Source organism: Clostridioides sp. GD02404, from assembly GCF_045898275.1.
GTDB lineage: Bacteria > Bacillota > Clostridia > Peptostreptococcales > Peptostreptococcaceae > Clostridioides > Clostridioides difficile_A.
Genome location: NZ_JBJOCA010000018.1, coordinates 51309 through 76002, shown reverse-complemented (window position 1 = coordinate 76002; position 24694 = coordinate 51309). Strand labels below are relative to the sequence as shown.

The 24694-nt window shown below is 33.9% G+C and carries 30 protein-coding genes; all 30 read right to left on the bottom strand.

The annotated features are described in order from the left end of the window. Nucleotides 1-15 precede the first annotated feature (15 nt). The 30 genes from map to rpoB all read right to left on the bottom strand — a co-directional run bounded on the left by map (nt 16) and on the right by rpoB (nt 24500). Nucleotides 16-762: a type I methionyl aminopeptidase gene (gene map / locus Q3287_RS12105; protein ID WP_407964133.1), complete on the bottom strand. Its 747-nt coding sequence runs from the start codon at nt 760-762 to the stop codon at nt 16-18. Further along, a complete protein-coding gene (locus Q3287_RS12100; protein WP_054268685.1) occupies nt 763-1413 on the bottom strand; it encodes an adenylate kinase in 651 nt (216 codons plus the stop codon). It abuts the gene before it with no gap. 16 nt (nt 1414-1429) lie between these two features. Beyond that, nucleotides 1430-2698, bottom strand: coding sequence for a preprotein translocase subunit SecY (gene secY / locus Q3287_RS12095; protein ID WP_054268684.1), 1269 nt, complete (start codon nt 2696-2698; stop codon nt 1430-1432). 43 nt (nt 2699-2741) lie between these two features. Continuing rightward, entirely contained in the window at nt 2742-3185 is a 444-nt protein-coding gene (gene rplO, locus Q3287_RS12090) for a 50S ribosomal protein L15 (protein ID WP_003421135.1), read from the bottom strand. A 32-nt stretch (nt 3186-3217) separates the two neighbouring features. Then, the gene (rpmD, locus tag Q3287_RS12085; protein WP_003421137.1) at nt 3218-3403 is read right to left on the bottom strand and encodes a 50S ribosomal protein L30; all 186 of its coding nucleotides are present in this window, start codon (nt 3401-3403) and stop codon (nt 3218-3220) included. Between the two features lie 14 nt (nt 3404-3417). Then, on the bottom strand, nt 3418-3927 hold the full coding sequence (gene rpsE, locus Q3287_RS12080) for a 30S ribosomal protein S5 (RefSeq protein ID WP_003421138.1): 510 nt from the start codon (nt 3925-3927) through the stop codon (nt 3418-3420). A gap of 20 nt (nt 3928-3947) precedes the next feature. Continuing rightward, nucleotides 3948-4316, bottom strand: a complete 369-nt coding sequence (rplR, locus tag Q3287_RS12075) for a 50S ribosomal protein L18 (RefSeq protein WP_054268683.1) — start codon at nt 4314-4316, stop codon at nt 3948-3950. A gap of 35 nt (nt 4317-4351) precedes the next feature. Continuing rightward, entirely contained in the window at nt 4352-4894 is a 543-nt protein-coding gene (gene rplF / locus Q3287_RS12070; protein WP_054275568.1) for a 50S ribosomal protein L6, read from the bottom strand. Between the two features lie 30 nt (nt 4895-4924). Further along, a complete protein-coding gene (rpsH, locus tag Q3287_RS12065; RefSeq protein WP_021382525.1) occupies nt 4925-5323 on the bottom strand; it encodes a 30S ribosomal protein S8 in 399 nt (132 codons plus the stop codon). A gap of 32 nt (nt 5324-5355) precedes the next feature. After that, entirely contained in the window at nt 5356-5541 is a 186-nt protein-coding gene (locus tag Q3287_RS12060) for a type Z 30S ribosomal protein S14 (protein WP_003421149.1), read from the bottom strand. A gap of 17 nt (nt 5542-5558) precedes the next feature. Next, nucleotides 5559-6101, bottom strand: coding sequence for a 50S ribosomal protein L5 (gene rplE / locus Q3287_RS12055; protein ID WP_021382514.1), 543 nt, complete (start codon nt 6099-6101; stop codon nt 5559-5561). A 29-nt stretch (nt 6102-6130) separates the two neighbouring features. Then, the gene (gene rplX, locus Q3287_RS12050) at nt 6131-6436 is read right to left on the bottom strand and encodes a 50S ribosomal protein L24 (RefSeq protein ID WP_021382513.1); all 306 of its coding nucleotides are present in this window, start codon (nt 6434-6436) and stop codon (nt 6131-6133) included. Between the two features lie 23 nt (nt 6437-6459). Continuing rightward, on the bottom strand, nt 6460-6828 hold the full coding sequence (gene rplN / locus Q3287_RS12045; protein ID WP_021382511.1) for a 50S ribosomal protein L14: 369 nt from the start codon (nt 6826-6828) through the stop codon (nt 6460-6462). A 25-nt stretch (nt 6829-6853) separates the two neighbouring features. Next, nucleotides 6854-7108 (bottom strand): 30S ribosomal protein S17, encoded by a 255-nt coding sequence (rpsQ, locus tag Q3287_RS12040; RefSeq protein ID WP_003421156.1) that lies wholly within the window; start codon nt 7106-7108, stop codon nt 6854-6856. Nucleotides 7109-7131: 23 nt separating this feature from the next. After that, nucleotides 7132-7335 carry a 50S ribosomal protein L29 gene (rpmC, locus tag Q3287_RS12035; RefSeq protein ID WP_003421158.1) on the bottom strand — a complete coding sequence of 68 codons (204 nt, stop codon included), beginning with the start codon at nt 7333-7335 and terminating at the stop codon, nt 7132-7134. 1 nt (nt 7336) lies between these two features. Beyond that, nucleotides 7337-7768 (bottom strand): 50S ribosomal protein L16, encoded by a 432-nt coding sequence (gene rplP, locus Q3287_RS12030; RefSeq protein WP_003421160.1) that lies wholly within the window; start codon nt 7766-7768, stop codon nt 7337-7339. 35 nt (nt 7769-7803) lie between these two features. Then, complete coding sequence (gene rpsC / locus Q3287_RS12025; protein ID WP_054268681.1) at nt 7804-8643, bottom strand: 30S ribosomal protein S3; 840 nt, start codon at nt 8641-8643, stop codon at nt 7804-7806. A gap of 22 nt (nt 8644-8665) precedes the next feature. After that, a complete protein-coding gene (gene rplV, locus Q3287_RS12020; RefSeq protein ID WP_009887891.1) occupies nt 8666-9001 on the bottom strand; it encodes a 50S ribosomal protein L22 in 336 nt (111 codons plus the stop codon). A 31-nt stretch (nt 9002-9032) separates the two neighbouring features. Further along, the gene (gene rpsS, locus Q3287_RS12015) at nt 9033-9314 is read right to left on the bottom strand and encodes a 30S ribosomal protein S19 (RefSeq protein WP_021386634.1); all 282 of its coding nucleotides are present in this window, start codon (nt 9312-9314) and stop codon (nt 9033-9035) included. A gap of 34 nt (nt 9315-9348) precedes the next feature. Beyond that, nucleotides 9349-10179 (bottom strand): 50S ribosomal protein L2, encoded by an 831-nt coding sequence (gene rplB / locus Q3287_RS12010; protein ID WP_003421168.1) that lies wholly within the window; start codon nt 10177-10179, stop codon nt 9349-9351. Between the two features lie 29 nt (nt 10180-10208). Then, a complete protein-coding gene (gene rplW / locus Q3287_RS12005; protein ID WP_003435681.1) occupies nt 10209-10499 on the bottom strand; it encodes a 50S ribosomal protein L23 in 291 nt (96 codons plus the stop codon). Then, nucleotides 10499-11122, bottom strand: coding sequence for a 50S ribosomal protein L4 (rplD, locus tag Q3287_RS12000; RefSeq protein WP_054268680.1), 624 nt, complete (start codon nt 11120-11122; stop codon nt 10499-10501). Before rplD ends, rplW begins: the two co-directional genes overlap by 1 nt. Before the next feature lie 29 nt (nt 11123-11151). After that, the gene (gene rplC / locus Q3287_RS11995) at nt 11152-11781 is read right to left on the bottom strand and encodes a 50S ribosomal protein L3 (protein WP_021386632.1); all 630 of its coding nucleotides are present in this window, start codon (nt 11779-11781) and stop codon (nt 11152-11154) included. Nucleotides 11782-11872: 91 nt separating this feature from the next. Next, entirely contained in the window at nt 11873-12184 is a 312-nt protein-coding gene (gene rpsJ, locus Q3287_RS11990) for a 30S ribosomal protein S10 (protein ID WP_054268679.1), read from the bottom strand. Nucleotides 12185-12554: 370 nt separating this feature from the next. Then, entirely contained in the window at nt 12555-13748 is a 1194-nt protein-coding gene (gene tuf / locus Q3287_RS11985) for an elongation factor Tu (RefSeq protein WP_054268673.1), read from the bottom strand. Between the two features lie 90 nt (nt 13749-13838). After that, nucleotides 13839-15905 carry an elongation factor G gene (gene fusA, locus Q3287_RS11980; protein WP_021382502.1) on the bottom strand — a complete coding sequence of 689 codons (2067 nt, stop codon included), beginning with the start codon at nt 15903-15905 and terminating at the stop codon, nt 13839-13841. Nucleotides 15906-15953: 48 nt separating this feature from the next. Further along, complete coding sequence (rpsG, locus tag Q3287_RS11975) at nt 15954-16424, bottom strand: 30S ribosomal protein S7 (protein ID WP_021382504.1); 471 nt, start codon at nt 16422-16424, stop codon at nt 15954-15956. 121 nt (nt 16425-16545) lie between these two features. Further along, the gene (gene rpsL / locus Q3287_RS11970) at nt 16546-16968 is read right to left on the bottom strand and encodes a 30S ribosomal protein S12 (protein WP_021382501.1); all 423 of its coding nucleotides are present in this window, start codon (nt 16966-16968) and stop codon (nt 16546-16548) included. Between the two features lie 288 nt (nt 16969-17256). Further along, nucleotides 17257-20742, bottom strand: coding sequence for a DNA-directed RNA polymerase subunit beta' (rpoC, locus tag Q3287_RS11965; RefSeq protein ID WP_054268678.1), 3486 nt, complete (start codon nt 20740-20742; stop codon nt 17257-17259). Between the two features lie 41 nt (nt 20743-20783). Next, complete coding sequence (gene rpoB, locus Q3287_RS11960; RefSeq protein WP_054268677.1) at nt 20784-24500, bottom strand: DNA-directed RNA polymerase subunit beta; 3717 nt, start codon at nt 24498-24500, stop codon at nt 20784-20786. Nucleotides 24501-24694: the final 194 nt, after the last annotated feature.

Below are 24694 nucleotides of genomic sequence, written 5' to 3'. Positions count from 1 at the left end.
CACCTACTTTTTAAATTACAACTTTGTCAATATCAAAGGTTCATGTTCAGTAATTGCTATCGTATGCTCATAATGAGCTGATTTTTTTCCATCTATTGTAACAGTCGTCCACCCATCTGATAGAGTCTTTACATGATAACGACCTGCATTAACCATTGGCTCTATAGCAATAACCATTCCTTCTCTAAGTCTTGGTCCTTTTCCTGGGAGTCCATAATTAGGTACTTGTGGATCTTCATGAAGATTTGCTCCAACTCCATGACCCACTAAATCTCTAACTACTGAGAAACCATGTTTCTCAACGTGTGTTTGTACTGCGTGTGAGATATCTGAAAGTCTATATCCTAATTTAGCAAATTTTATTCCTTCATAGAAGCTTTCTCTAGTTACTTCTATCAATTTCCTATCTTCTTCAGATATCATGCCTACTCCGTGAGTTTTCGCAGAATCACCATGATATCCTTTATAATAGGCTCCTATATCTAAGCTTATAATGTCTCCTTCTTTTAATATGGTTTCTCCTGGAATCCCATGTACTACTTCTCTATTGATAGAAGCACATATACTTCCTGGAAAACCTCCATATCCTTTAAAAGAAGGTTTTGCATTATATTTTCTTATATTCTCTTCAGCTATTTTATCTAATTCTAAAGTAGATATTCCCGGAGAAATAGCTTTTCTTAAAACTTCATGAGTATCAGCAACAATTTTTCCAGCTTCTCTTAGAAGTTCTATTTCTTTTTTTGATTTCAAGATAATCATTTATTTTCCACTTCCTAAAGCTGAGACAATATCTTCAAATACTTTATCTATTGCTTGGTCACCTTTTATATCTGCTATTATACCTTGCTTGCCATAATAGTCTACTAAAGGTTTTGTTTCATCTAGATAAACTTGTATTCTCTTAGATACAGTTTCTTCATTATCATCAGCTCTTTGATATAATTCTCCTTGGCATACATCACATACACCTTCTACTTTAGGAGGATTAAACTCAACATGGTAAGTAGCTCCACAAGACTTACATATTCTTCTACCAACTGCTCTAGATACTAGTATGCTCTTGTCAACTTCAATATTAACAACTTTATCTAGTTCTATACCAGTATTTTTTAAGAATACATCTAAGTGTTCTCCTTGTGCTACATTTCTTGGAAATCCATCTAACATAAATCCATTTTTACAGTCTTCTTGAGATATTCTATCAGTAACTAAACCTACAGTTAACTCATCTGGTACTAATAAACCTTGGTCCATGTATTCTTTAGCTTTTTTTCCAAGTTCTGTTCCCTCTTTTATATTCTTTCTGAATATATCTCCTGTTGATATATGAGGTATATTGTATTTTTCTACTATTCCTGCCGCCTGAGTACCTTTACCAGCACCTGGAGGTCCAAGTAATATTATTCTCATATTATCCATCTCCATTTTATTTTAAGAAACCTTGATAGCTTCTCATAACTAAGTTTGACTCTAACTGTCTCTTAAGTTCCAAAGCAACCCCAACAACGATTAGCAATGAAGTCCCAGCTAGACTCATATTTACTTTCATATAATGTGTTGTAAGAGCTGGCACCATAGCAATTATTGCTAAGAAAGTTGCTCCAGCTAAAGTTAATCTAGTTAAAATTCTATTTAAATAATCCATAGTAGGTTCACCTGGTCTTATACCTGGTATAAATCCACCATTGTTTTTCATATTTTTAGATATATCTTCTGTATTGAATGATACAGTTGTATAAAAATATGAGAAGAAAATTATAAGTAGAATCTCAATTGATCTATATGTCCAAAATCCTTGTTCTGTTGCCATACTTAAGTATTTTTGAACAAAAGCTTGAGCATTTGGTCCCATAAACATCGCTATTGTTTGAGGAAAAGCTAAAAGTGAACTAGCAAAAATTATAGGCATAACTCCTGATTGGTTAACTTTCATTGGTATATGAGAACTTTGTCCTCCATACATCTTTCTTCCAACAACTCTTTTAGCATATTGTACAGGTATCTTTCTAGTTGCTTCTTGTATGAATGTAACACCTGTAACTGTAAGTAATATAACTACAATTAGAAGTATTATAACCCAAGGTGCAACTTGACCAGATTTAACTTGTTGCGCGATTTTAATAACATCTGTTGGTATTCTTGATATTATACCTGCAAATATTATCACTGAACTACCATTACCGATTCCTTTTTCAGTAATTTTGTCCCCAATCCACATTACTAACATACTTGCTGAAACTAATGTTATTACAACAGTTGATATAAAAAACACACTATTTGATATTAAAGCACTTCTTACAATTCCTAATGTAATTCCCAAAGCTTGTACAACTGCTAGAGCTAGTGCTGTATATTTAGTGTACTTATTAATTTTTTTCTTTCCTTCTTCACCAGATTTTTGAAGTTCTGCTAGACTCTCAAAACCTACTGTTAGAAGTTGTATTATGATTGATGCAGTAATATATGGACTTATACCTAAAGCAAATAGTGAAAAGTTACTAAATGCTCCACCAGTAAACATATTATACAGAGAAAGTAGACTATTGCCGCCTACCATCTTTTGTATAATACTAGTGTCTATGCCTGGAACTGGTATAGTAGTACCTATTCTGAATATCACGATCATCATAAGTGTATACATTACTTTTTTTCTTACTGCTTTAATCTTCCAAGCTTGTTTTAATTTTGACAGCACGCTAATTCACCCCGCCTGTACTGGCTAGGAGATTAGCAGGTTATTATACTAACTCTGCTTTTCCACCAGCTTTTTCTATTTTTTCTTGAGCTGAAGCTGTAAATTTAGCAGCTTTAACAGTTAAAGCTTTCTCTAAATTACCTTCACCTAAGATTTTGATTCCATCTTTACCTATCTTGCTTATAGTTTTAGTAGATTTTAATAATTCTGCAGTTATTTCTGTTCCATTTTCAAATCTATTTAAAACTTCCACATTAACTTCTGTGTAAACTTTCTTAAATATGTTATTGAAACCTCTCTTAGGAAGTCTTCTAGCTAGTGGCATTTGTCCACCTTCAAATCCTACTCTTACTCCACCACCAGAACGAGACCATTGACCTTTTTGTCCACGCCCTGCAGTTTTACCTTGTCCAGTTGCAGTACCTCTACCTAATCTTCTTTTAGCTCTTACTGCACCTTCAGCAGGTTTTAACTCATGTAACTTCATGGATTGCACCTCCTTGCACTACTTTATAAAAATTATTCAGCTATTTCAGTTACTTCTAATAAGTGACTCACTTTATTTATCATACCTCTTGTTTGAGCATTGTCTTCTTTTACAACAACTTGTTCTCTTTTTCTTAATCCTAACGCTTCAACATTCTTTTTTTGGTTAGGAGTAGTTCCTATAACACTTCTAACTAACTTTATTTGTAATTTAGCCATTTTACACTACCTCCTTACCCTAGAAGTTCTTCAACTTTTTTACCTCTAAGTTTAGCTATATCTTCAACTGTTTTTAGAGAATTAAGTCCTTCTATTGTAGCATTTACCATATTTCTTGGATTGTTAGATCCTAAAGACTTAGCTCTAACGTCTTTTAGTCCAGCTAGCTCAAGTACGGCTCTAGCAGGTCCCCCAGCTATTACTCCTGTACCTTCTACAGCAGGCATTATTAATATATTTCCAGCACCAAAGTGTCCGCGTACTTCGTGAGGAATTGTAGTCCCAACTATTGGCACTACTATTAGATTTTTCTTAGCATCTTCAACTGCTTTTTTTATAGCATCTGGTACTTCCATTGCCTTCCCAGCACCTATACCAACGTGTCCGTTTTCATCTCCAACAACTACTAACGCTGCAAATCTGAAGTTTCTACCACCTTTTACAACCTTAGTAACACGTCTTACTTCAACAACTTTTTCTTGTAAGTCAAGTTGTCCTGCATCTATCGGCTTACGACGTAGCATGTATTTTTCCCTCCTTCGTATTAGAACTTAAGACCAGCTTCTCTAGCACCTTCAGCTAATTCTTGAATTCTTCCATGATATAAGTATCCACCTCTGTCAAATACAACTTCAGTGATTCCTTTTTCAACAGCTTTTTTAGCAACTAATTCTCCAACTTTCTTAGCTGCTTCCTTGTTTCCTGTATGATTGACAGCACTCTTAACTTCTGCTTCTAAAGAAGATGCAGCAACTAGAGTTACTCTGTTTGTGTCATCTATTATTTGAGCATATATATTATTAGCACTTCTAAATACACATAATCTTGGTCTTTGAGAAGTACCGCTTATTTTTCTACGAACTCTCTTATGTCTTTGAAGTCTATTAGCATTTTTATCAGCTTTTTTTAACACCTAGCTCACTCCTTTCTAGCGTTTAAGTTTTGGTATTATTTTTTACCAGTTTTTCCTTCTTTACGTCTGATTACTTCATCAACGTATTTTATACCTTTACCTTTGTATGGCTCTGGTTTTCTCCAAGCTCTTATCTTAGCAGCATAATTTCCTACTAATTGCTTGTCTATACCTTTTACTATTAACTCTGTTTGGTTTGGAGCTTCAACAGTTATTCCTTCTGGATCTTCCATTTCAACTGGATGAGAGAAACCTAAGTTCATAACTAATTTATTTCCTTGTTTTTGAGCTCTATATCCAACACCTTTTAGTTCTAATTTCTTTTCGAAACCAGTATTTACACCTACAACCATATTATCTAATAAAGTTCTAGTTAATCCGTGTAAAGATCTATGTTTTTTATTATCAGTTGGTCTTTCAACCATTATTGTATTTTCTTCTTTTTTTATGTTTAACTCAGCACTTAATTGTTTAGTTAAAGTTCCTTTTGGACCTTTTACTGTAACTAAATTTCCTTCAGCTATAGTAACTTCAACACCTGCTGGTATTATTATTGGCTTAACACCTATTCTTGACATGGTCGCACCTCCTTACATTGTTCATATTAATTACCAAACGTAGCAGATTACTTCTCCACCAACATTTTCTTTTCTAGCTTGCTTGTCAGTTAATATTCCTTTTGAAGTAGATATAACTGATATTCCTAATCCGTTTAATACTTTTGGTATCTCGTGATTAGCAGCGTAAACTCTCATACCAGGCTTAGATATTTTCTTAAGACCTGTTATAACTCTTTCGCCTTCTTGTCCGTACTTTAATTGTATTCTTATGATACCTTGTTTTCCGTCTTCTATAACATCATAACCTCTTATGAAACCTTCTTCTAATAAGATTCTAGCTAACTCTTTCTTAATATTAGAAGCTGGAACATCTACAGTTTCATGCTTAACAACATTAGCATTTCTTATACGAGTAAGCATATCTGCAATTGGATCTGTCATTGTCATTTTGTTGCCCTCCTTCCATTCTAATCAAGCTTCTACCAGCTTGCTTTTCTAACACCAGGTATTTGACCTTTATAAGCTAATTCTCTAAAGCATATACGGCATATACCAAATTTTTTCAAAACTGAATGCGGTCTTCCGCATATAGTACATCTAGTGTATTCTCTAGTAGCGTACTTTTGCTTTCTTTGTTGTTTAACAACCATCGCTTTTCTAGCCACGGGAATCCCTCCTTTGCTTACTTAGAAAATGGCATTCCTAATAATTTTAATAATTCACGAGCTTCTTCGTCAGTTTTCGCTGTAGTAACAAATATTATATCCATTCCTCTTACTTTATCTATTTTATCATATTCTATTTCAGGGAATATTAATTGTTCTTTAACTCCTAAAGCATAGTTTCCTCTACCATCAAAAGCGTTAGGGTTAACTCCTCTAAAGTCTCTAACTCTTGGTAAAGAAACAGAAACTAGTTTGTCCATAAAGTAGAACATTTTGTCAGCTCTTAATGTAACTTTTGTTCCTATTGGCATTCCTTCTCTTAATTTGAAGTTAGCAACAGATTTTCTAGCTTTAGTTATAACAGGCTTTTGTCCTGATATTATTTCTAATTCTTCAACGCCTTTTTCTAATCCTTTTGGATTTTCTCTAGCGTCACCTATACCCATGTTAATAACTATTTTATCTAACTTAGGTATCTCCATTACGTTTTTGTATCCAAATTTCTCCATTAAAGCAGGAGCAACTTCTTTCATGTATTTTTCTTGTAATCTAGAAGCCATTTAAGGTCCCTCCTTTCAAGCAATATTTATTATAATTCTTTTCCGCTCTTTGCTGATACTCTTACTTTGTTCCCATCTTTTACTTCATATCTTACTCTAACGCCTTTTCCTGTTTCAGGATCAAATGGCATTACATTAGATATGTGTATTGGGGCTTCTTTATTTATTATTCCACCTTGTTGGTTCATAGCACTTGGTTTTTGATGTTTAGTTATTACATTTACACCTTCAACTAACACTTTGCTAGCTTTAGGATATACCTTTAAAACTGAACCTTTTTTACCTTTATCTTTACCTGCTATAACTACAACAGTGTCACCTTTTTTAACACGCATCATGTCCTATTGCACCTCCTTAATTATAGTACTTCTGGAGCAAGAGAAACTATTTTCATGAATTCATTGTCTCTTAACTCTCTAGCAACAGGCCCGAATATACGAGTCCCTACTGGAGTTTTATCGTCTTTTATTATAACAGCTGCATTCTCATCAAAAGAAATATAACTTCCATCATTACGTCTCATGCCTTGTTTAGTTCTCACTATAACAGCTTTAACAACTTTACCTTTTTTTACAACTCCACCAGGTGTTGCACTTTTAACAGTAGCAACTATAACGTCACCTATGTTACCATATCTTCTTTTACTTCCGCCTAGAACACGTATACATAAAATTTCTTTAGCTCCTGAGTTATCAGCAACTCTTAGACGTGATTCTTGTTGTATCATATCGTAATCCCTCCTTCTTCAAAAACTATTTCACTTTCTCAACAACTTCAACTAGTCTAAATCTCTTGTCTTTTGATAAAGGTCTAGTTTCCATTATTTTAACTCTATCTCCGATGTTACATATATTCTTTTCATCATGAGCCTTGAATTTTTTAGTTCTCTTAACACGTTTATTATATAGTGGATGACGTACAAACTCTTCAACAGCTACTACTATTGTTTTATCCATCTTATCACTAACAACACGGCCTATTCTAACTTTTCTTCTTCCTCTTTCCATGTTTAAAAAGCCTCCTTTCCAAATTAAGCTCTAGTTTCGTATAACTTTCTTTCAGCAAGAACAGTTTTAACTTTTGCTATATCCTTCTTAACAAACTTTATTCTAGCTGTATTTTCTAATTGACCAGTAGCTAATTGGAATCTTAAGCTAAATAATTCACTTTTGAAGTCGTTTAATTTGTTCATTAGCTCTTCGCTTGTTAAATCTCTTAATTCTTTAGCTTTCATCCTATTCACCACCCTTTACTTCTAAATCTTCTTTTTTCACAAATTTACATTTGATTGGTAATTTATGTGCAGCAAGTCTCATAGCTTCTCTTGCCTTATCTTCAGAAACACCCGCTAATTCAAACATAACTCTTCCTGGCTTAACTACAGCTACCCAATATTCTGGAGAACCTTTCCCTGCACCCATACGAGTTTCTGCTGGTTTTCTTGTTACTGGTTTATGAGGGAATATTTTTATCCAAACCTTTCCCCCTCTTTTTATATATCTAGTCATCGCGATTCTGGCAGCTTCTATTTGATTAGAAGTTATCCAAGAAGCTTCTAAGGCTACTAATCCAAACTCACCATAAGTAACTTTGTTACCTTTATGAGCTTGCCCAGCCATACTTCCTCTATGAACTCTACGACGCTTTACTCTTTTTGGCATTAACATGAGTATTTTTCCTCCTTCCTTGAACCTAACTATTATTAATTTCCTTTGTTTTCAGTTCTTTGAGGTCTTGATCCACCTTGAGGTCTTTGTCCTCTGTAGTTTCCTCTGTTATCATTTCCTCTGTTATCATTTCCTCTATAGTTTCTATTGTCATTTCCTCTTCTATCGTTTCTTCTGTTATCTCTCTTATTGTCTCTTCTATCGCTCTTTCTGCTTTCTTCTCTTGGATTTACACCGTCTCTAGTTGGTAAAACTTCACCATTACATATCCAAACTTTTATACCGATTTTTCCATAAGTAGTATCAGCTTCAGCGAAACCATAATCTATATCTGCTCTTAAAGTTTGTAGTGGCACATTTCCTTCACTATAACCTTCAGTTCTAGCCATCTCAGCTCCACCTAATCTTCCAGAAGCAGAAACTTTTATTCCTTTAGCACCAGATTTCATTGCTCTTTGTATAGCTTGTTTCATTGCTCTTCTGAAAGCAACTCTTCTCTCTATAGCTAAAGCTATATTTTCAGCTACTAATTGAGCATTTTTATCTGTACTTCTTACTTCTACTATATTAACTATTATAGTTTTCTTTGTCATTTTTTCTAATTCAACTTTTAATGCTTCGATTCCTGCACCAGCTCTTCCTATAACTACTCCTGGCTTAGCAACGTGTAAGTCCATTTTTATTTTATTAGCTGATCTTTCTATTTCTATCTTAGCAACTCCAGCTGAGTATAATCTTTTCTTTAAGAATTTACGTATATTATGGTCTTCTAATAATAAGTTTCCGAACTCTTTTTTATCAGTAGCGAACCATCTTGAGTCCCAATCTTTTATAACACCGACTCTTAAGCCGTGTGGATTAACCTTTTGACCCATTACTTTCCCTCCTATCTATTAATTATTTTTTCTCTTTAACAACAACCTCTATATGAGAAGTTCTTTTTCTTATTGTAGTTGCACGACCCATAGCTCTAGGCATGAATCTCTTCATTGTTGGCCCTTGATTAGCAACTATTGATGCTATATATAATTTTTCAGTATCCATTTCGTGATTGTTTTCTGCGTTAGCTTTAGCTGATTTTACAACCTTAGCTATTATTGAAGCTGCTCCTCTTGGAGTAAACTTTAATATTGCTAATGCTTCATCAACATTCTTTCCTCTAACAAGGTCACATATTTGGCCTGCTTTTCTTGGTGATACACGTACGTATTTAGCAGTAGCTTTTGCTTCCATTGTTATTCCTCCTTTCTTAGTCATAATTTAATTATTTTCTCTTATTAGATTTTTCGTCATCCTTATGTCCTTTGAAAGTTCTAGTAGGAACGAACTCACCTAATTTATGTCCAACCATATCTTCTGTTATATATACTGGAACATGTTTTCTTCCATCATGAACAGCTATAGTGTTTTCTACCATTTGTGGAAATACAGTTGAAGATCTTGACCAAGTTTTTATAACTTCTTTACTTCCACTAGCATTCATAGCTTCTATCTTCTTTAAAAGTCTTGCATGGACAAAAGGCCCTTTTTTAGTTGATCTTGACATTTATATTCCTCCTTTCCGAGCAAAAATAAATTTACTACTTAGTTCTTCTTGATACTATTAATTTATTTGAAGCTTTATTTTTCTTTCTAGTTTTATATCCAAGAGCTGGTTTACCCCATGGAGTAACAGGAGATGGTCTACCTATTGGAGATCTACCTTCCCCTCCACCGTGTGGATGGTCATTAGGGTTCATTACAGAACCTCTTACAGTAGGTCTTATTCCCATATGTCTTTTTCTTCCTGCTTTACCGATAACTACGTTACCGTGCTCTATATTCCCAACTTGTCCTATAGTAGCTTTACAGTTTATACTTACTAATCTCATCTCACCTGATGGTAATCTTAATAAAGCATTTTTTCCTTCTTTAGCCATTAATTGTGCAGAAACTCCAGCAGATCTAACTAATTGAGCTCCTTTTCCTGGCTTTAATTCTATATTATGAATGATAGTACCAACTGGCATATCTTTTAATGCTAAACAGTTTCCTGGCTTTATATCAGCACCTAATCCTGATAATATAGTATCTCCAACATTAATTCCAACTGGAGCTAATATATATCTTTTTTCACCATCAGCATAGTTTAATAATGCGATATTTGCAGTTCTGTTTGGATCATATTCTATAGTAGCAACCTTAGCAGGTATACCATCTTTATCTCTTTTAAAATCTATTATTCTATATTTTCTTTTTTGTCCTCCACCTCTATGACGAACAGTTATTCTACCATGTACGTTTCTACCAGCATTTTTCTTTAAGTTAACTAAAAGAGATTTCTCTGGTTGATTACATGTTATTTCATCAGAAACTAAAACTGTCATTTGTCTTAAGGCAGGAGAAGTTGGTCTAAACTTTTTTATAGCCATCTGTTTTCCCTCCTTCGTTTGTTATAATACTACATTCCTTGGAAGAATTCTATTTCTTTACTATCAGCAGTTAATTTAACTACTGCTTTCTTAAAGCTTGATGTTCTTCCTTGAGTTCTACCCATTCTTTTAACTTTTCCATCGTAGTTTAAAGTATTTACTTTATCAACACTAACTCCGAATACTTTTTCTACTGCTTTTTTTATTTCAGTTTTGTTCGCATCTTTAGCCACAACAAAAGTGTATTTTTTTTCACCCATTTCAGCCATACTGTGCTCAGTTACAACTGGTCTTATTATTACATCATGTGGATTAGTCATTATGCGTACACCTCCTCCACTTTTTTAACAGCATCTGTAGTTATTATAAATGAATCATATTTTAATATATCATATACGTTCATAGTATTAACTAATGCAGTTTGAACACCTTCTATATTTCTAGCTGATTTTATTACGTTATCGTTTTTGTCAGCTATAACTACTAAAGCTTTTTTAGCAGCATTTATATTATTTAATATTTGAGCGAATTCTTTAGTTTTAGGAGCATCCATGTTTAATGCATCTAATACTATAACTTCACTATTTTGTACTTTTGAAGATAAAGCACTCTTCATAGCTAATCTTCTTACCTTCTTAGGTAATGTATATCTGTAGCTTCTTGGCTTAGGTGCAAAAGCAACTCCTCCACCTACCCATTGTACAGATCTTGTAGAACCTTGTCTTGCTCTACCTGTTCCTTTTTGTTTCCAAGGTTTTCTTCCGCCACCTCTAACTTCTGCTCTAGTTTTAGCAGATTGAGTTCCTTGTCTCTTATTTGCTAATTGATTTTTTACAACTTCGTATAAAACATGTCCATTAACTTCTACGCCAAATATAGAATCTGATAATTCTATTTCTCCAACGTTTTGTCCACTAACATTTAGTACATTTAATTTTGGCATTGTTATTCCTCCTTTCTCTAGGTTAGTCATTATTTAGAAACCTTTACAGCTTCTTTTATAGTTACTACTGAACCTTTAGCTCCTGGTATAGCTCCCTTAACTAATATAAGGTTCTTATCAGCATCTACTTTAACAACCTCTAAGTTTTGAACTGTTACCTTTACGCTTCCCATGTGTCCAGCTAATTTTTTGTTTTTAAATACTCTACCAGGGTAAGAACAAGCTCCCATTGAACCTGGTCTTCTGTGGTATCTAGAACCGTGAGTTTCAGGACCTCTACTTTGTCCATGTCTTTTTATTGGACCTTGGAATCCCTTACCTTTACTTATTCCAGTAACATCTATTTTTGCACCTGCTTCAAATACATCAGCTTTTATTTCTTGTCCTACTGTGTATCCTTCTACAGAATCTACTCTAAATTCTTTTAAATGTTTCTTTAAAACATTAGCAGCAGCTAAATGTCCTTTTTTAGGTTTGTTTAAAGCTTTTTCTTTAGCATCTTCAAAACCTATTTGTATAGCATTGTATCCATCTTTATCAACTGTTTTTATTTGAGTAACGACCATAGGTCCTGCTTCAACAGCTGTTACAGGTATAACTACACCTTTATCAGTGAATATTTGAGTCATACCAACTTTTTTGCCTAATATTCCTTTCATATTAGCACCTCCTATAATTCTTACAGCGGATTACATCTTTTAGAGTAATCATTCTAAGATAATCATCTATAGGATAATATCTTAGGGGTTCTTATAATTTTATTTCTATATCTACACCTGCTGGTAAGTCTAATCTCATTAATGAGTCAACTGTTTTAGGTGTTGGATTAGCTATGTCGATTAGTCTTTTATGAGTTCTTATTTCAAATTGTTCTCTAGAGTCTTTGTACTTATGTACAGCTCTTAATATAGTTACAATTTGTTTTTCTGTTGGTAGAGGCACAGGTCCTGAAACTTGTGATCCAGCCTTTTTAGCAGTTTCAACTATTTTCCCTGCTGAAAAATCTAATAATTTGTGATCATATGATTTTAATCTTATTCTTATTTTTTCATTCTTAGCCATTTTGTTTTCCCTCCTTTATCACGTGTTTAATTTTCAAGTTGCGTACAACCAATACCGATACACTGCTCCGGGTGTGTTGTAACTTTCAAATCGATATTAGTTCGTATTTCACTAGGATTTAATTCTTATTTTCTTAATCTCTCAAGCACACTATTATATTTTATATCATCTGTTACATTTTTTCAAGTTTTTTTTGTATTTTTTTCAATTTTATTTTCTATTACAACAGCATAACCTCAAACTTGATTGTTAATCTATCTCAAGGCACTAGTTTAGTATATATGCTTTAGTGCTACTTGTCAACAAAAAACAAAAAAGAGAGGTGTTATCCCCTCTTTTTCTATATTAAATCCATTAGTTTAGTAAAAGATTACTCTATTATAGTAGCAACAACTCCTGAAGCTACTGTTCTTCCACCTTCTCTTATTGAGAATCTTAATCCCTCTTCTACAACTATTGAGTTTATTAAGTCTACTTCCATTGTTACGTTATCTCCAGGCATTACCATTTCTATTCCATCTGGTAACTTACAAGCTCCTGTTACGTCTGTTGTTCTGAAATAGAATTGTGGTCTATATCCATCAAAGAATGGTGTATGTCTTCCACCCTCTTCTTTTTTAAGTACATATACTTCTGCTGTAAACTTTGTGTGTGCCTTTACTGATCCAGTTTTTGCTAGTACTTGTCCTCTTTCTATCTCACTTCTTTGTACTCCTCTTAATAATGCTCCTATATTATCCCCTGCTTGTGCTTGGTCTAATAATTTTCTGAACATCTCTACTCCTGTTACTACTACTTTTCTTGGTGCTTCTGTTAATCCTACTAATTCTACTTCGTCTTGTACTTTTAGTACTCCTCTTTCTACTCTTCCTGTTGCAACTGTTCCTCTTCCTGTGATTGAGAATACGTCCTCTACTGGCATTAAGAATGGTTTATCTGTATCTCTCTCTGGAGCTGGTATATACTCATCTATTTGCTCGAATAATTCTACTATCTTATTTCCCCACTCGCTCTTTGGATCTTCTAATGCCATTAATGCTGACCCTCTTATTATTGGAGTATCATCTCCTGGGAAATCATATTCTGTTAATAAATCTCTTACTTCCATTTCTACTAGTTCTAATAACTCTTCGTCATCTACCATGTCACATTTGTTTAAGAATACTACTATATATGGTACACCAACTTGTCTTGATAATAGTATATGCTCTCTTGTTTGTGGCATTGGTCCATCTGTTGCTGAACAAACTAATATTGCTCCGTCCATTTGTGCTGCTCCTGTTATCATGTTCTTAACGTAGTCAGCATGTCCTGGGCAGTCAACGTGTGCGTAGTGTCTGTTTGGAGTTTCATACTCAACGTGTGCTGTTGATATTGTGATTCCTCTTTCTCTTTCTTCTGGAGCTTTATCTATGTTTGCGAAATCTACTGCTTCTCCTAATTGATATCTGTCATATAATGTTTTTGTTATTGCTGCTGTTAATGTAGTTTTACCGTGGTCAACGTGTCCTATTGTACCTATATTAACATGAGGTTTTGTTCTTTCGTATTTAGCTTTAGCCATTTTGAATTTCCTCCCTTTATCTTGTGCGATATGAGATATATCTCATATCGCTGATTATTTTTTATATTTATATTATTAATTATTTTTAAATTATTTTCCTTCAGCTATTTTCTTAGCAACTGAAGCTGGAACTTGCTCATAGTGATCGAATATCATTGTATAAGTTGCACGACCTTGAGTTGAAGATCTTAGGTCTGTTGAGTATCCAAACATTTCTGAAAGTGGAACGAATGCATTTATAACTTGTGCACCACTTCTAGCTTCCATACCTTGGATTAATCCTCTTCTTGAGTTTAAGTCACCCATAACATCTCCCATGTAATCTTCTGGAGTAACAACTTCTACTTTGAAGTAAGGCTCTAAAAGAACTGCATTACCTTTCTTCATAGCATCTTTGAATGCCATTGAACCAGCCATTTTAAACGCCATCTCAGAAGAGTCAACCTCATGGTAAGAACCATCATATAACTCAACAGCAACGTCTACAACTGGATAACCAGCAACTATACCAGATTGCATAGCTCCTTGTATACCCATGTCAACTGGACCAACATATTCTTTTGGTACAGATCCACCAACAGTTTTGTTTGTGAACTTGTATCCTTCACCTGGCTCTTGAGGAGCAACTCTAATCTTAACGTGACCGTATTGTCCTCTACCACCTGATTGCTTAGAGTACTTGTATTCAACATCAACTGGTTGAGTTATAGTTTCTCTATATGCAACTTGTGGTGCACCAACTTTAGCTTCTACTTTAAATTCTCTTAATAATCTATCTACTATTATCTCTAAGTGTAACTCACCCATACCAGATATTATAGTTTGTCCTGTTTCTTGGTCAGTCTTAACTGTGAAAGTTGGGTCTTCTTCAGCTAATTTTTGAAGAGCTATACCCATTTTTTCTTGAGCTGCTTTAGAGCTTGGCTCTATAGCAACAGATATAACTGGCTCAGGGAATTCCATAGATTCAAGTATTATTGGATTAGCAGGGTCACATAATGTGTCTCCAGTAGTAGTATCTTTTAATCCTACTGCTGCTGCTATATCTCCAGCATAAACTTTAGTTATTTCTTCTCTTGTATTGGCATGCATTTGTAATATACGACCAATTCTTTCTCTCTTATTCTTAGTTGCATTTAAAACATAAGAACCAGATTCTAATGTTCCAGAGTAAACTCTGAAGAACGCTAGTTTTCCAACGAATGGGTCAGTCATTATTTTGAATGCTAGTGCAGAGAATGGCTCTTCATCAGAAGAATGTCTTTCAGCTTCTTCTCCATCTTCTAATATACCTTTTATAGCTGCTATATCTGTTGGTGCTGGTAAGTAATCTAAAACTGCATCTATTACTAACTGAACACCTTTATTTCTATAAGCTGTACCACAGAAAACTGGGTTCATTTCACAAGCTATAGTAGCTTTTCTTATAGCAACTTTTAATTCTTCTATAGTAGGCTCTTCACCTTCAAGGTATTTCATCATTAGTTCTTCATCAGTTTCAGCTACTGATTCAACTAATTTTTCTCTCCACTCAGTGGCTAATTCTTTCATGTCTTCTGGTATATCTGTTTCTTCCATTTCAACCCCTAGGTCGTCTTTGTATATAACAGCATCCATTTTTAATAAGTCTATTATACCTATGAATGAATCTTCTTTACCTATTGGTAATTGCATAGGAACTGCATTAGAATTTAATCTAGATTTCATCATGCTTACAACATTGTAGAAATCTGCACCTAATATATCCATTTTATTTACAAAAGCTATTCTAGGTACTCCATAAGTTTCAGCTTGTCTCCATACATTTTCTGATTGAGGCTCAACTCCACCTTTTGCACAGAATACAGCAACTGAACCGTCAAGAACTCTTAGAGATCTTTCAACTTCAACTGTGAAGTCCACGTGTCCAGGAGTATCTATTATATTTATTCTATGGTCTTTCCATGAAGCAGTAGTAGCGGCAGAAGTTATTGTTATACCTCTTTCCTTTTCTTGCTCCATCCAGTCCATTTGAGAAGCTCCTTCATGAGTTTCTCCTATTTTATGAGTTTGCCCAGTATAAAACAGAATTCTTTCTGTAGTAGTAGTTTTTCCTGCATCTATATGAGCCATGATTCCTATATTCCTAGTTCTTTCCAAAGGAAACTTTCTAGCCATGGTTATCCTCCTTATGATATCCTCAATTTTATAAGATATCTATATATCCTACCATCTGTAATGAGCAAATGCTTTGTTAGCCTCTGCCATTTTATGAGTATCTTCTTTTTTCTTAACTGAAGCTCCAGTGTTGTTAGCTGCATCCATTATTTCTTTAGCAAGCTTATCAACCATTCCTTTTTCTCCACGAGCTCTAGTGTATTTTACTAGCCATCTTAAACCTAATGTTTGTCTTCTTTCAGGTCTAACTTCGATTGGTACTTGGTAGTTTGCTCCACCAACTCTTCTTGCTTTTACTTCTAAAACAGGCATTATATTGTCCATTGCTTTATTAAATACTTCTAAAGCTTCTTCTCCTGTCTTTTCAGCAATAACTGCGAAAGCATCATAAACTATACTTTGAGACTTTCCTTTTTTTCCGTCTACCATTAGATTATTTATTAATTTAGTAACTACCTTACTCCCATACATAGGATCTGGTAAAACTTCTCTTTTTGGAACATTACCTTTTCTTGGCATTTCGCTTCCCTCCTTAATTATTTAACTTAAATCATAGGTACTCGACATAATTCACTTAATGCCGTGATGCCATAAATATATATATTTAAAGCACCGAACTATAATCAATCATTAATTGTTTTTACTTTTTAGCTTCTTTAGGTCTCTTCGCACCGTACTTAGATCTTGATTGTCTTCTCTTATCAACACCTGCTGTATCTAAAGTACCTCTTAGTATATGGTATCTAACCCCTGGAAGGTCTTTTACTCTTCCTCCTCTTATAAGAACAACACTATGCTCTTGTAAGTTGTGTCCTTCTCCTGGTATATAAGCAGAAACTTCTATACCATTAGTTAATCTAACTCTGGCAACTTTTCTTAAAGCTGAGTTAGGTTTCTTAGGAGTAACTGTTTTTACTGAAGTACAAACCCCTCTTTTTTGTGGGGCACTAGCGTCAGTTACTTTCTTGTTTAAAGAGTTGTAACCTTTTTGTAATGCTGGAGCAGTAGATTTCTTCTCTACCGCTTTTCTACTTTTACGAACTAATTGGTTAATTGTTGGCATCATCTGCACCTCCTTCCAAATTTTCGATCTTATCAGTGACCGCCAACTACATCAATATGAATATTCATACTGACTGATTGTAACATACGTTACTTACAATTTAATGTCTATAACACATAAATATGTGATATTAGCATTTTTCTAGCTTGATGCTTTTTAGTTTTTATTTATTGCCATCTAAAAGTCACTAAGAGCTTATTCAAGCCCTTAGTGCACTTTTAAACAACACACTTTACTATTTTAACACCACAAATAATGGTTGTCAAGATTTCTTTACTCTATCTGCCATTAATCTTCAATTTTTTCAACAGCTATATTTCTATATTTCTTCATTCCTGTTCCAGCTGGTATTAATTTACCTAATATAACATTTTCTTTAAGTCCTATTAAGTGGTCTTCTTTACCTTTTATTGCTGCCTCTGTTAATACTCTTGTTGTCTCCTGGAATGAAGCTGCTGATAAGAATGAATCAGTTGCAAGAGACGCTTTAGTTATACCAAGTAAAACTCTTTTAGCAACTGCTGGTCTTAGACCTTTGGCTACAGCATCTTTATTACATTCATTGAATGTTAATACATCTTCATATCCACCTGGTAATAAATCTGTATCTCCTGGGTCTTCAACTTTAACTTTAGATAGCATTTGTCTTACTATAACTTCTATATGCTTATCGTTAACGTCAACCCCTTGAAGTCTATACACTCTTTGAACTTCTTTAACTATATATTCTTGAACTCCCTTAACACCATTTACTCTTACTATATCATGAGGATTTATAAACCCTTGTGTTAATGGGTCTCCAGCTTCTAACATTTGACCTTGTTTAACCTTTAATCTAGAACCATATGGTATCACATATGTTTGAGTTTCGCCTTCTGCTGGTATTACATTTACTTCTTTTCTCTTTCCAGTTTCGTCTATTTCAACTCTACCAGATACTTCAGTTATTACGGCTAATCCTTTTGGTTTTCTAGCCTCAAATAATTCTTCAACCCTTGGAAGACCTTGAGTTATATCGGCTCCTGCAACTCCTCCAGTATGGAATGTACGCATTGTAAGCTGAGTACCAGGCTCACCGATAGATTGAGCTGCTATTATACCAACTGCTTCACCTATATTAACTTCTTTTCCTGTAGCTAAGTTTCTACCATAGCACTTAGAACAAACTCCATGATTAGTTTTACAGTTAAGAACTGTTCTTATCCTAATTTTTTCAATTCCTAAATCTACTATAGTTTCTGCTTCATCTTCTTGTATCATAGCATCAGCTTCAACTATAACCTCACCAGTTTCAGGATTTAATATAGGGTCTATAGTATATCTTCCTACAATTCTATCGTATATCTCTTCTATAACTTCATTTCCTTCTTTTATAGCATAAATTTCTGTAGTATCCTCTGTTCCACAATCTATTTCTCTTACGATAACATCTTGACTTACATCAACAAGTCTTCTTGTTAAGTATCCAGATTCAGCTGTACGTATAGCGGTATCAGCAAGACCTTTTCTGGCACCATGTGAAGATGTAAAGTATTCTAGTACTGATAGACCTTCACGGAAATTAGATTTAACTGGTATCTCAACTGTTTTACCAGACGCATTGGCCATAAGACCACGCATTCCTGCCAGCTGTCTAATTTGGTTTTTAGAACCTCTGGCTCCTGAATGTGCCATTATATATATATTATTTAATCTGTCTAATCCACCCATAAGAGCATCAGTAACTTTATCAGTTGTTTCTGTCCATGTCTCTATGACTTTCTCATATCTCTCTTCATCAGATATTAGACCTCTTCTGTACGCTTTTTCATATTTATCAACTTTTGCTTCTGCTTCAGATATAAATACTTTCTTTTCTTCTGGTACACTCATATCATCAACAGCAACTGTTATTCCACCTAGTGTAGAATATTTAAACCCTAGAGCTTTTATATAATCTAGTAATTCAGCTGTTTCTGTATTTCCATGTTTTCTAAAGCATTTATCTATTATTTTACCAAGAGATTTTTTATCTGCTAAGAAATCAACTTCAAGTGCAAATGGGTTTTCTTTTCTATCTACAAAACCTAAATCTTGAGGTATATTTTCATTAAATATAAATCTACCAACAGTACTTTCAACTAATGAGCTGCTTCCATCTTCAAGTGTTACCTTTAATTTTACTAAAGCATGTAGATGAACTGATTTATTATAATAAGCAAGTAATAGCTCATTAAAGTCTTTAAATACCATTCCTGTTCCTTTAGCTCCATCTTGTGCTTCTATTGTTAGATAATAGCAACCTAAAACCATATCCTGAGATGGAGTAGTTATAGGTGAACCATCTTTAGGAGCAAGGATATTATTTACAGAAAGCATTAAGAATCTTGCTTCTGCTTGTGCTTCTACTGATAAAGGTACATGGACTGCCATTTGGTCACCATCGAAGTCTGCATTATAAGCTGTACATACAAGAGGATGTAGTTTTATAGCCTTACCTTCAACTAAGATTGGTTCAAATGCTTGTATACCTAATCTATGTAGAGTTGGTGCACGGTTAAGAAGAACTGGATGACTTTTTATAACATCTTCTAAAACATCCCAAACTTCTGGCTTAACTTTTTCTACTATAGATTTCGCACTCTTTATATTATGTGCATAACCTTCTTTAACTAATTTATCCATAACAAACGGCTTGAATAATTCCAACGCCATTTTCTTTGGAAGTCCACATTGATAGAATTTAAGTTCTGGTCCAACAACTATAACAGAACGTCCTGAGTAGTCAACACGCTTACCAAGTAAGTTTTGACGGAAACGACCTTGCTTACCTTTTAGCATATCTGATAAAGATTTAAGTGGTCTATTTCCAGGACCTGTTACAGGTCTACCTCTTCTACCATTGTCTATTAATGCATCAACTGCTTCTTGAAGCATTCTTTTTTCATTTCTTACAATTATATCTGGAGCTCCAAGCTCTAATAGTCTTTTAAGTCTATTATTTCTATTTATAACTCTTCTATATAAATCATTTAGGTCTGAAGTCGCAAATCTTCCACCATCAAGTTGTACCATTGGTCTTAAATCTGGTGGGATTACTGGTATTGCATCTAAAATCATCCATTCTGGTTTATTTCCAGACTTTTTAAATGCCTCTACAACTTCTAATCTTCTGATTGTTCTAACTTTCTTTTGTCCTGTACTATCTTTTAATTCCGCTCTTAAGTCTTTACTTTGTTGCTCCAAATTTATATTTTGTAGTAATATCTTTACAGCTTCAGCACCCATTCCTACAGTAAAAGTATATCCATACTTTTCAAGAGCAGTTCTGTACTCTTTTTCTGTAAGTAACTGTTTTTCATTCAATCCAGTTTCTCCAGGGTCAACTACTACATATGAAGCAAAGTATAATATTTTTTCTAATGATCTTGGTGACATATCAAGTAAAAGTCCCATTCTACTTGGTATACCTTTGAAGTACCAGATGTGAGACATAGGAGCTGCTAGCTCTATATGTCCCATTCTCTCTCTTCTTACCTTTGATTTAGTTACTTCTACTCCACATCTATCACAAACTACACCTTTATATCTAACTCTTCTATATTTACCACAATGGCACTCCCAGTCTTTTTGTGGTCCAAATATTCTTTCACAGAAAAGACCATCTTTCTCTGGCTTTAAAGTACGGTAATTTATAGTTTCTGGCTTTTTAACTTCTCCTCTAGACCATTGTCTTATTTTTTCTGGAGAAGCCAATGCTATTTTTATCGACTCGAAATTGTTTAATTCAAACAAGGAGTTCTCTCCCTTCTATTTGAGATTTACATTAATTAAATTTACATATCAAAGTCATCACTTTCAAAATCTATTTCTTCTTCAAATAAATCATCTTCAGTGAATTCTTCTAAATTCTCTATATCCTCATCTTCTGCGTTTTCAGCAAAATCATCTTCAATTTCTTCTATTATGTTACTTTCTTCAACTTCTCCCATATGATTTACAACGTCTAGCTCAAATTCACCTATTGTATCATCTTCATCTACAGATTCTCTCACTTCTATTTCTTGGTCTTCATCTGTCAACACTTTTACATCTAAGCATAAACTTTGAAGTTCCTTTATAAGAACCTTAAATGATTCTGGGATTCCTGGCTCAGGTATGTTTTCACCTTTAACTATAGCTTCATAAGTTCTAACACGTCCTACAACATCATCAGACTTAACAGTAAGTATTTCTTGAAGTATGTGAGCAGCTCCATATGCTTCTAGAGCCCAAACCTCCATCTCTCCAAATCTTTGTCCACCAAATTGTGCTTTACCACCTAGTGGCTGTTGAGTAACTAATGAGTATGGTCCAGTACTTCTTGCATGTAGCTTTTCATCTACTAAGTGATGTAGTTTTAAGTAATACATATATCCAACAGTTATTCTGTTGTCAAAAGTCTCACCTGTTCTACCATCGTATAAAGTTAATTTACCATCTCTAGGATAACCAGCATCTTCAAGAGCATCCATTATATCGTACTCATTAGCACCATCGAATACTGATGTCGCTACATACCATCCTAATGTCTTAGCAGCTAGTCCTAAATGTACTTCTAGAACCTGACCGATGTTCATACGTGATGGTATACCTTGTGGGTTAAGTATTATATCTAGAGGAGTTCCATTTTCCATAAATGGCATATCTTCTTCTGGTAATATTCTTGAGATAACCCCCTTATTACCATGACGACCAGCCATTTTATCTCCAACTTTTATCTTTCTCTTTTTAGCTATATAACATCTTACTAATTCATTTACTCCTGGAGATAAATCATCTCCATTTTCTCTAGTAAATACTTTTACATCAACTATTATACCAGATTCACCATGAGGTACTTTAAGTGAAGTATCTCTAACTTCTCTAGCTTTTTCTCCAAATATTGCACGAAGTAATCTTTCCTCAGCAGTAAGTTCAGTTTCTCCTTTTGGAGTTACCTTACCAACTAGTATATCACCTGAATCTACCTCTGCACCTATTCTTATTATACCTCTATCATCTAAGTTTTTGATTGCACTATCTCCAACATTAGGTATATCTCTAGTTATTTCCTCTGGTCCTAGTTTTGTATCTCTAGCTTCACATTCATATTCTTCTATATGAATTGTTGATAATCTATCTTCTTTAACTAATCTTTCATTTATTAATATGGCATCCTCGTAGTTATAACCTTCCCAAGTCATGAATGCTATAAGACAGTTTCTTCCAAGTGCAACTTCACCTAAATCAGTTGCTGGACCATCTGCTATAACATCGCCTCTCTCTATCTTTTCACCTTTACTTATTATAGGTGTTTGATTTATACAAGTACCTGAGTTTGAACGTTTAAACTTAAGTAGATTATATCTATCTCTGTTTCCATCTTCTCTTTTTATAATTATTTCATCTGCTGTTACTCTTTCTGCTATACCAGAATTTCTAGCAACAACAACTGCTCCAGAGTCTTTTGCAGCTCTATATTCTATACCAGTTCCTATAATTGGCGCTTCTCTTCTAACTAGAGGCACTGCCTGACGCTGCATGTTCGCTCCCATAAGGGCACGGTTGGCATCATCATTTTCTAGGAAAGGTATCATAGCAGTTGCAACAGATACAACTTGCTTAGGAGATATATCCATGTAATCTACTCTACTTTCAGGAACCATTTCAACAGCACCATTTACAGTTCTACAAACAACTCTATGGTTTACGAACTTTCCATCATCTGTTAATGGCTCATTTGCCTGAGCTCTTACGAATAAGTCTTCCTCATCAGCAGTTAAATAATGTATTTCATCAGTAACTGTTGCTGTTTCTTTATCAAATTTTCTATATGGTGATTCTATAAATCCAAATTCATTTATCTTTGCATAAGTTCCTAGAGAGTTTATAAGACCGATATTTGGTCCCTCTGGCGTCTCTATTGGACACATTCTACCATAGTGTGAATGGTGAACGTCACGCACTTCGAATCCAGCTCTTTCTCTTGAAAGACCTCCAGGTCCAAGAGCTGATAATCTTCTCTTATGTGTTAACTCAGATAGAGGATTTGTTTGGTCCATGAACTGAGATAACTGAGAACTACCAAAGAATTCTTTTATTGCAGCAGAAACTGGTCTTATGTTAACTAACGCTTGAGGCGTTATAGCTTCCATATCTTGAACTGTCATTCTCTCTTTTATGACTCTTTCCATTCTTGAAAGACCAATTCTAACTTGATTTTGTAATAATTCACCTACAGATCTTATTCTTCTGTTTCCTAGGTGGTCTATATCATCAATATTTCCTATATTATAGAATATATTGAACTCATAACTTATTGAAGCTATTATGTCATCTAATAATATATGTTTTGGTATAAGTTCTTTAATTCTTGATTTTATAGCTTCTTTTATTTCTTCTTCATCGCTATATCCATCTAAAATTTCTTTTAAAGTTGGATAATGTACTTTTTCTTTTATGTTTAAATCATCTATGTCAAAATTAATGTGAGACTTAATATCTACGAAATTATTTCCTATAACTCTAACTTTCTTATCATCATCCATTAGTAGATTTACTACATTTATACCTGCATTTTGTATATCTTTAGCTAACTCATAACTTATTTTTTCTCCAGCTTTTACAAATACTTCCCCAGTTTCTGGATTTATTATGTCTTGTGCTGAAATTTTATTCATTATTCTATAACATAAAGCAAGTTTCTTATTAAATTTATATCTACCAACTTTTGCTAAGTCATATCTTTTTGGATCAAAGAATAAAGCATTTAATAAAGATGATGCACTTTCTACAGTAGGAGGCTCACCTGGTCTTAATTTTTTGTATATCTCTACAAGACCTTCCTCTACTGATTTAGTATTATCCTTTTCTAATGTAGCAGATAATCTTTCGTCTTCTCCTAAAAGGTCAATTATCTCTGCATCTGTTCCTATCCCTAAAGCTCTAAGTAAAACTGTAACTGGTTGTTTTCTTGTTCTATCAACTCTTACAGAAATTACATCATTAGAATCTGTCTCATATTCTAACCATGCTCCTCTATTAGGAATTACAGTAGATGAAATCAATCTCTTACCTGTTTTATCTCTTTCTTCCGCATAGTAAACACCAGGAGATCTAACTAATTGACTTACTATAACTCTTTCTGCTCCATTTATAACGAAAGTTCCTCTTTCTGTCATTAAAGGGAAGTCACCCATAAATACTTCTTGTTCTTTTATCTCGCCTGTTTCTTTATTTATAAGTCTTACCTTAACTTTTAGAGGTGCACAATATGTAGCATCTCTCTCTTTACACTCTTCTATATCGTACTTTGGTTTATCGTCTAAAGAATAGTCAACAAATTCCAATATAAGATTACCAGTATAATCTTCTATTGGTGAAATATCATCAAACACTTCTTTTAAACCTTCTTTTAAAAACCACTCATAGGAATCTACTTGAATTTCTATAAGATTTGGCACATCAGCTATTTCCTTAATTTTAGAAAAGCTCATTCTAGTTCTTTTACCTATCGTGACAGGATGTGGCATTCACTTTTCACCTCTCAATAATTAAAAATAAAACAATAGTTCATTCTAACGCATCTAATAATTTTAGCATATTGTCAAGTATTTTTCAATATATTTTTTATCTTATATGTAAACTATGCATTATTTTTGATTTTTTATAAATTATTTTTAGCATATATTATGTATTATGTACAATTTCTTAATATAAAATCCAT

What these genes read in the sequence shown, in the direction of transcription:
- map (WP_407964133.1), bottom strand. Translation starts at nt 762, where the DNA reads ATGATTATCTTGAAATCAAAAAAAGAAATAGAACTTCTAAGAGAAGCT.
- Q3287_RS12100 (WP_054268685.1), bottom strand. Translation starts at nt 1,413, where the DNA reads ATGAGAATAATATTACTTGGACCTCCAGGTGCTGGTAAAGGTACTCAG.
- rplO (WP_003421135.1), bottom strand. Translation starts at nt 3,185, where the DNA reads ATGAAGTTACATGAGTTAAAACCTGCTGAAGGTGCAGTAAGAGCTAAA.
- rpmD (WP_003421137.1), bottom strand. Translation starts at nt 3,403, where the DNA reads ATGGCTAAATTACAAATAAAGTTAGTTAGAAGTGTTATAGGAACTACT.
- rpsE (WP_003421138.1), bottom strand. Translation starts at nt 3,927, where the DNA reads ATGCTACGTCGTAAGCCGATAGATGCAGGACAACTTGACTTACAAGAA.
- rplF (WP_054275568.1), bottom strand. Translation starts at nt 4,894, where the DNA reads ATGTCAAGAATAGGTGTTAAGCCAATAATAATACCAGCAGGTGTTGAA.
- rpsH (WP_021382525.1), bottom strand. Translation starts at nt 5,323, where the DNA reads ATGACAATGACAGATCCAATTGCAGATATGCTTACTCGTATAAGAAAT.
- rplE (WP_021382514.1), bottom strand. Translation starts at nt 6,101, where the DNA reads ATGGCTTCTAGATTACAAGAAAAATACATGAAAGAAGTTGCTCCTGCT.
- rplX (WP_021382513.1), bottom strand. Translation starts at nt 6,436, where the DNA reads ATGCGTGTTAAAAAAGGTGACACTGTTGTAGTTATAGCAGGTAAAGAT.
- rplN (WP_021382511.1), bottom strand. Translation starts at nt 6,828, where the DNA reads ATGATACAACAAGAATCACGTCTAAGAGTTGCTGATAACTCAGGAGCT.
- rpsQ (WP_003421156.1), bottom strand. Translation starts at nt 7,108, where the DNA reads ATGGAAAGAGGAAGAAGAAAAGTTAGAATAGGCCGTGTTGTTAGTGAT.
- rpmC (WP_003421158.1), bottom strand. Translation starts at nt 7,335, where the DNA reads ATGAAAGCTAAAGAATTAAGAGATTTAACAAGCGAAGAGCTAATGAAC.
- rplP (WP_003421160.1), bottom strand. Translation starts at nt 7,768, where the DNA reads ATGTTAATGCCAAAAAGAGTAAAGCGTCGTAGAGTTCATAGAGGAAGT.
- rpsC (WP_054268681.1), bottom strand. Translation starts at nt 8,643, where the DNA reads ATGGGTCAAAAGGTTAATCCACACGGCTTAAGAGTCGGTGTTATAAAA.
- rplV (WP_009887891.1), bottom strand. Translation starts at nt 9,001, where the DNA reads ATGGAAGCAAAAGCTACTGCTAAATACGTACGTGTATCACCAAGAAAA.
- rpsS (WP_021386634.1), bottom strand. Translation starts at nt 9,314, where the DNA reads ATGTCAAGATCAACTAAAAAAGGGCCTTTTGTCCATGCAAGACTTTTA.
- rplB (WP_003421168.1), bottom strand. Translation starts at nt 10,179, where the DNA reads ATGGCTATAAAAAAGTTTAGACCAACTTCTCCTGCCTTAAGACAAATG.
- rplW (WP_003435681.1), bottom strand. Translation starts at nt 10,499, where the DNA reads ATGACTAATCCACATGATGTAATAATAAGACCAGTTGTAACTGAGCAC.
- rplD (WP_054268680.1), bottom strand. Translation starts at nt 11,122, where the DNA reads ATGCCAAAATTAAATGTACTAAATGTTAGTGGACAAAACGTTGGAGAA.
- rplC (WP_021386632.1), bottom strand. Translation starts at nt 11,781, where the DNA reads ATGAAAGGAATATTAGGCAAAAAAGTTGGTATGACTCAAATATTCACT.
- rpsJ (WP_054268679.1), bottom strand. Translation starts at nt 12,184, where the DNA reads ATGGCTAAGAATGAAAAAATAAGAATAAGATTAAAATCATATGATCAC.
- tuf (WP_054268673.1), bottom strand. Translation starts at nt 13,748, where the DNA reads ATGGCTAAAGCTAAATACGAAAGAACAAAACCTCATGTTAATATAGGT.
- fusA (WP_021382502.1), bottom strand. Translation starts at nt 15,905, where the DNA reads ATGGCTAGAAAGTTTCCTTTGGAAAGAACTAGGAATATAGGAATCATG.
- rpsG (WP_021382504.1), bottom strand. Translation starts at nt 16,424, where the DNA reads ATGCCAAGAAAAGGTAATGTTCCAAAAAGAGAAGTTTTACCAGATCCT.
- rpsL (WP_021382501.1), bottom strand. Translation starts at nt 16,968, where the DNA reads ATGCCAACAATTAACCAATTAGTTCGTAAAAGTAGAAAAGCGGTAGAG.
- rpoB (WP_054268677.1), bottom strand. Translation starts at nt 24,500, where the DNA reads ATGCCACATCCTGTCACGATAGGTAAAAGAACTAGAATGAGCTTTTCT.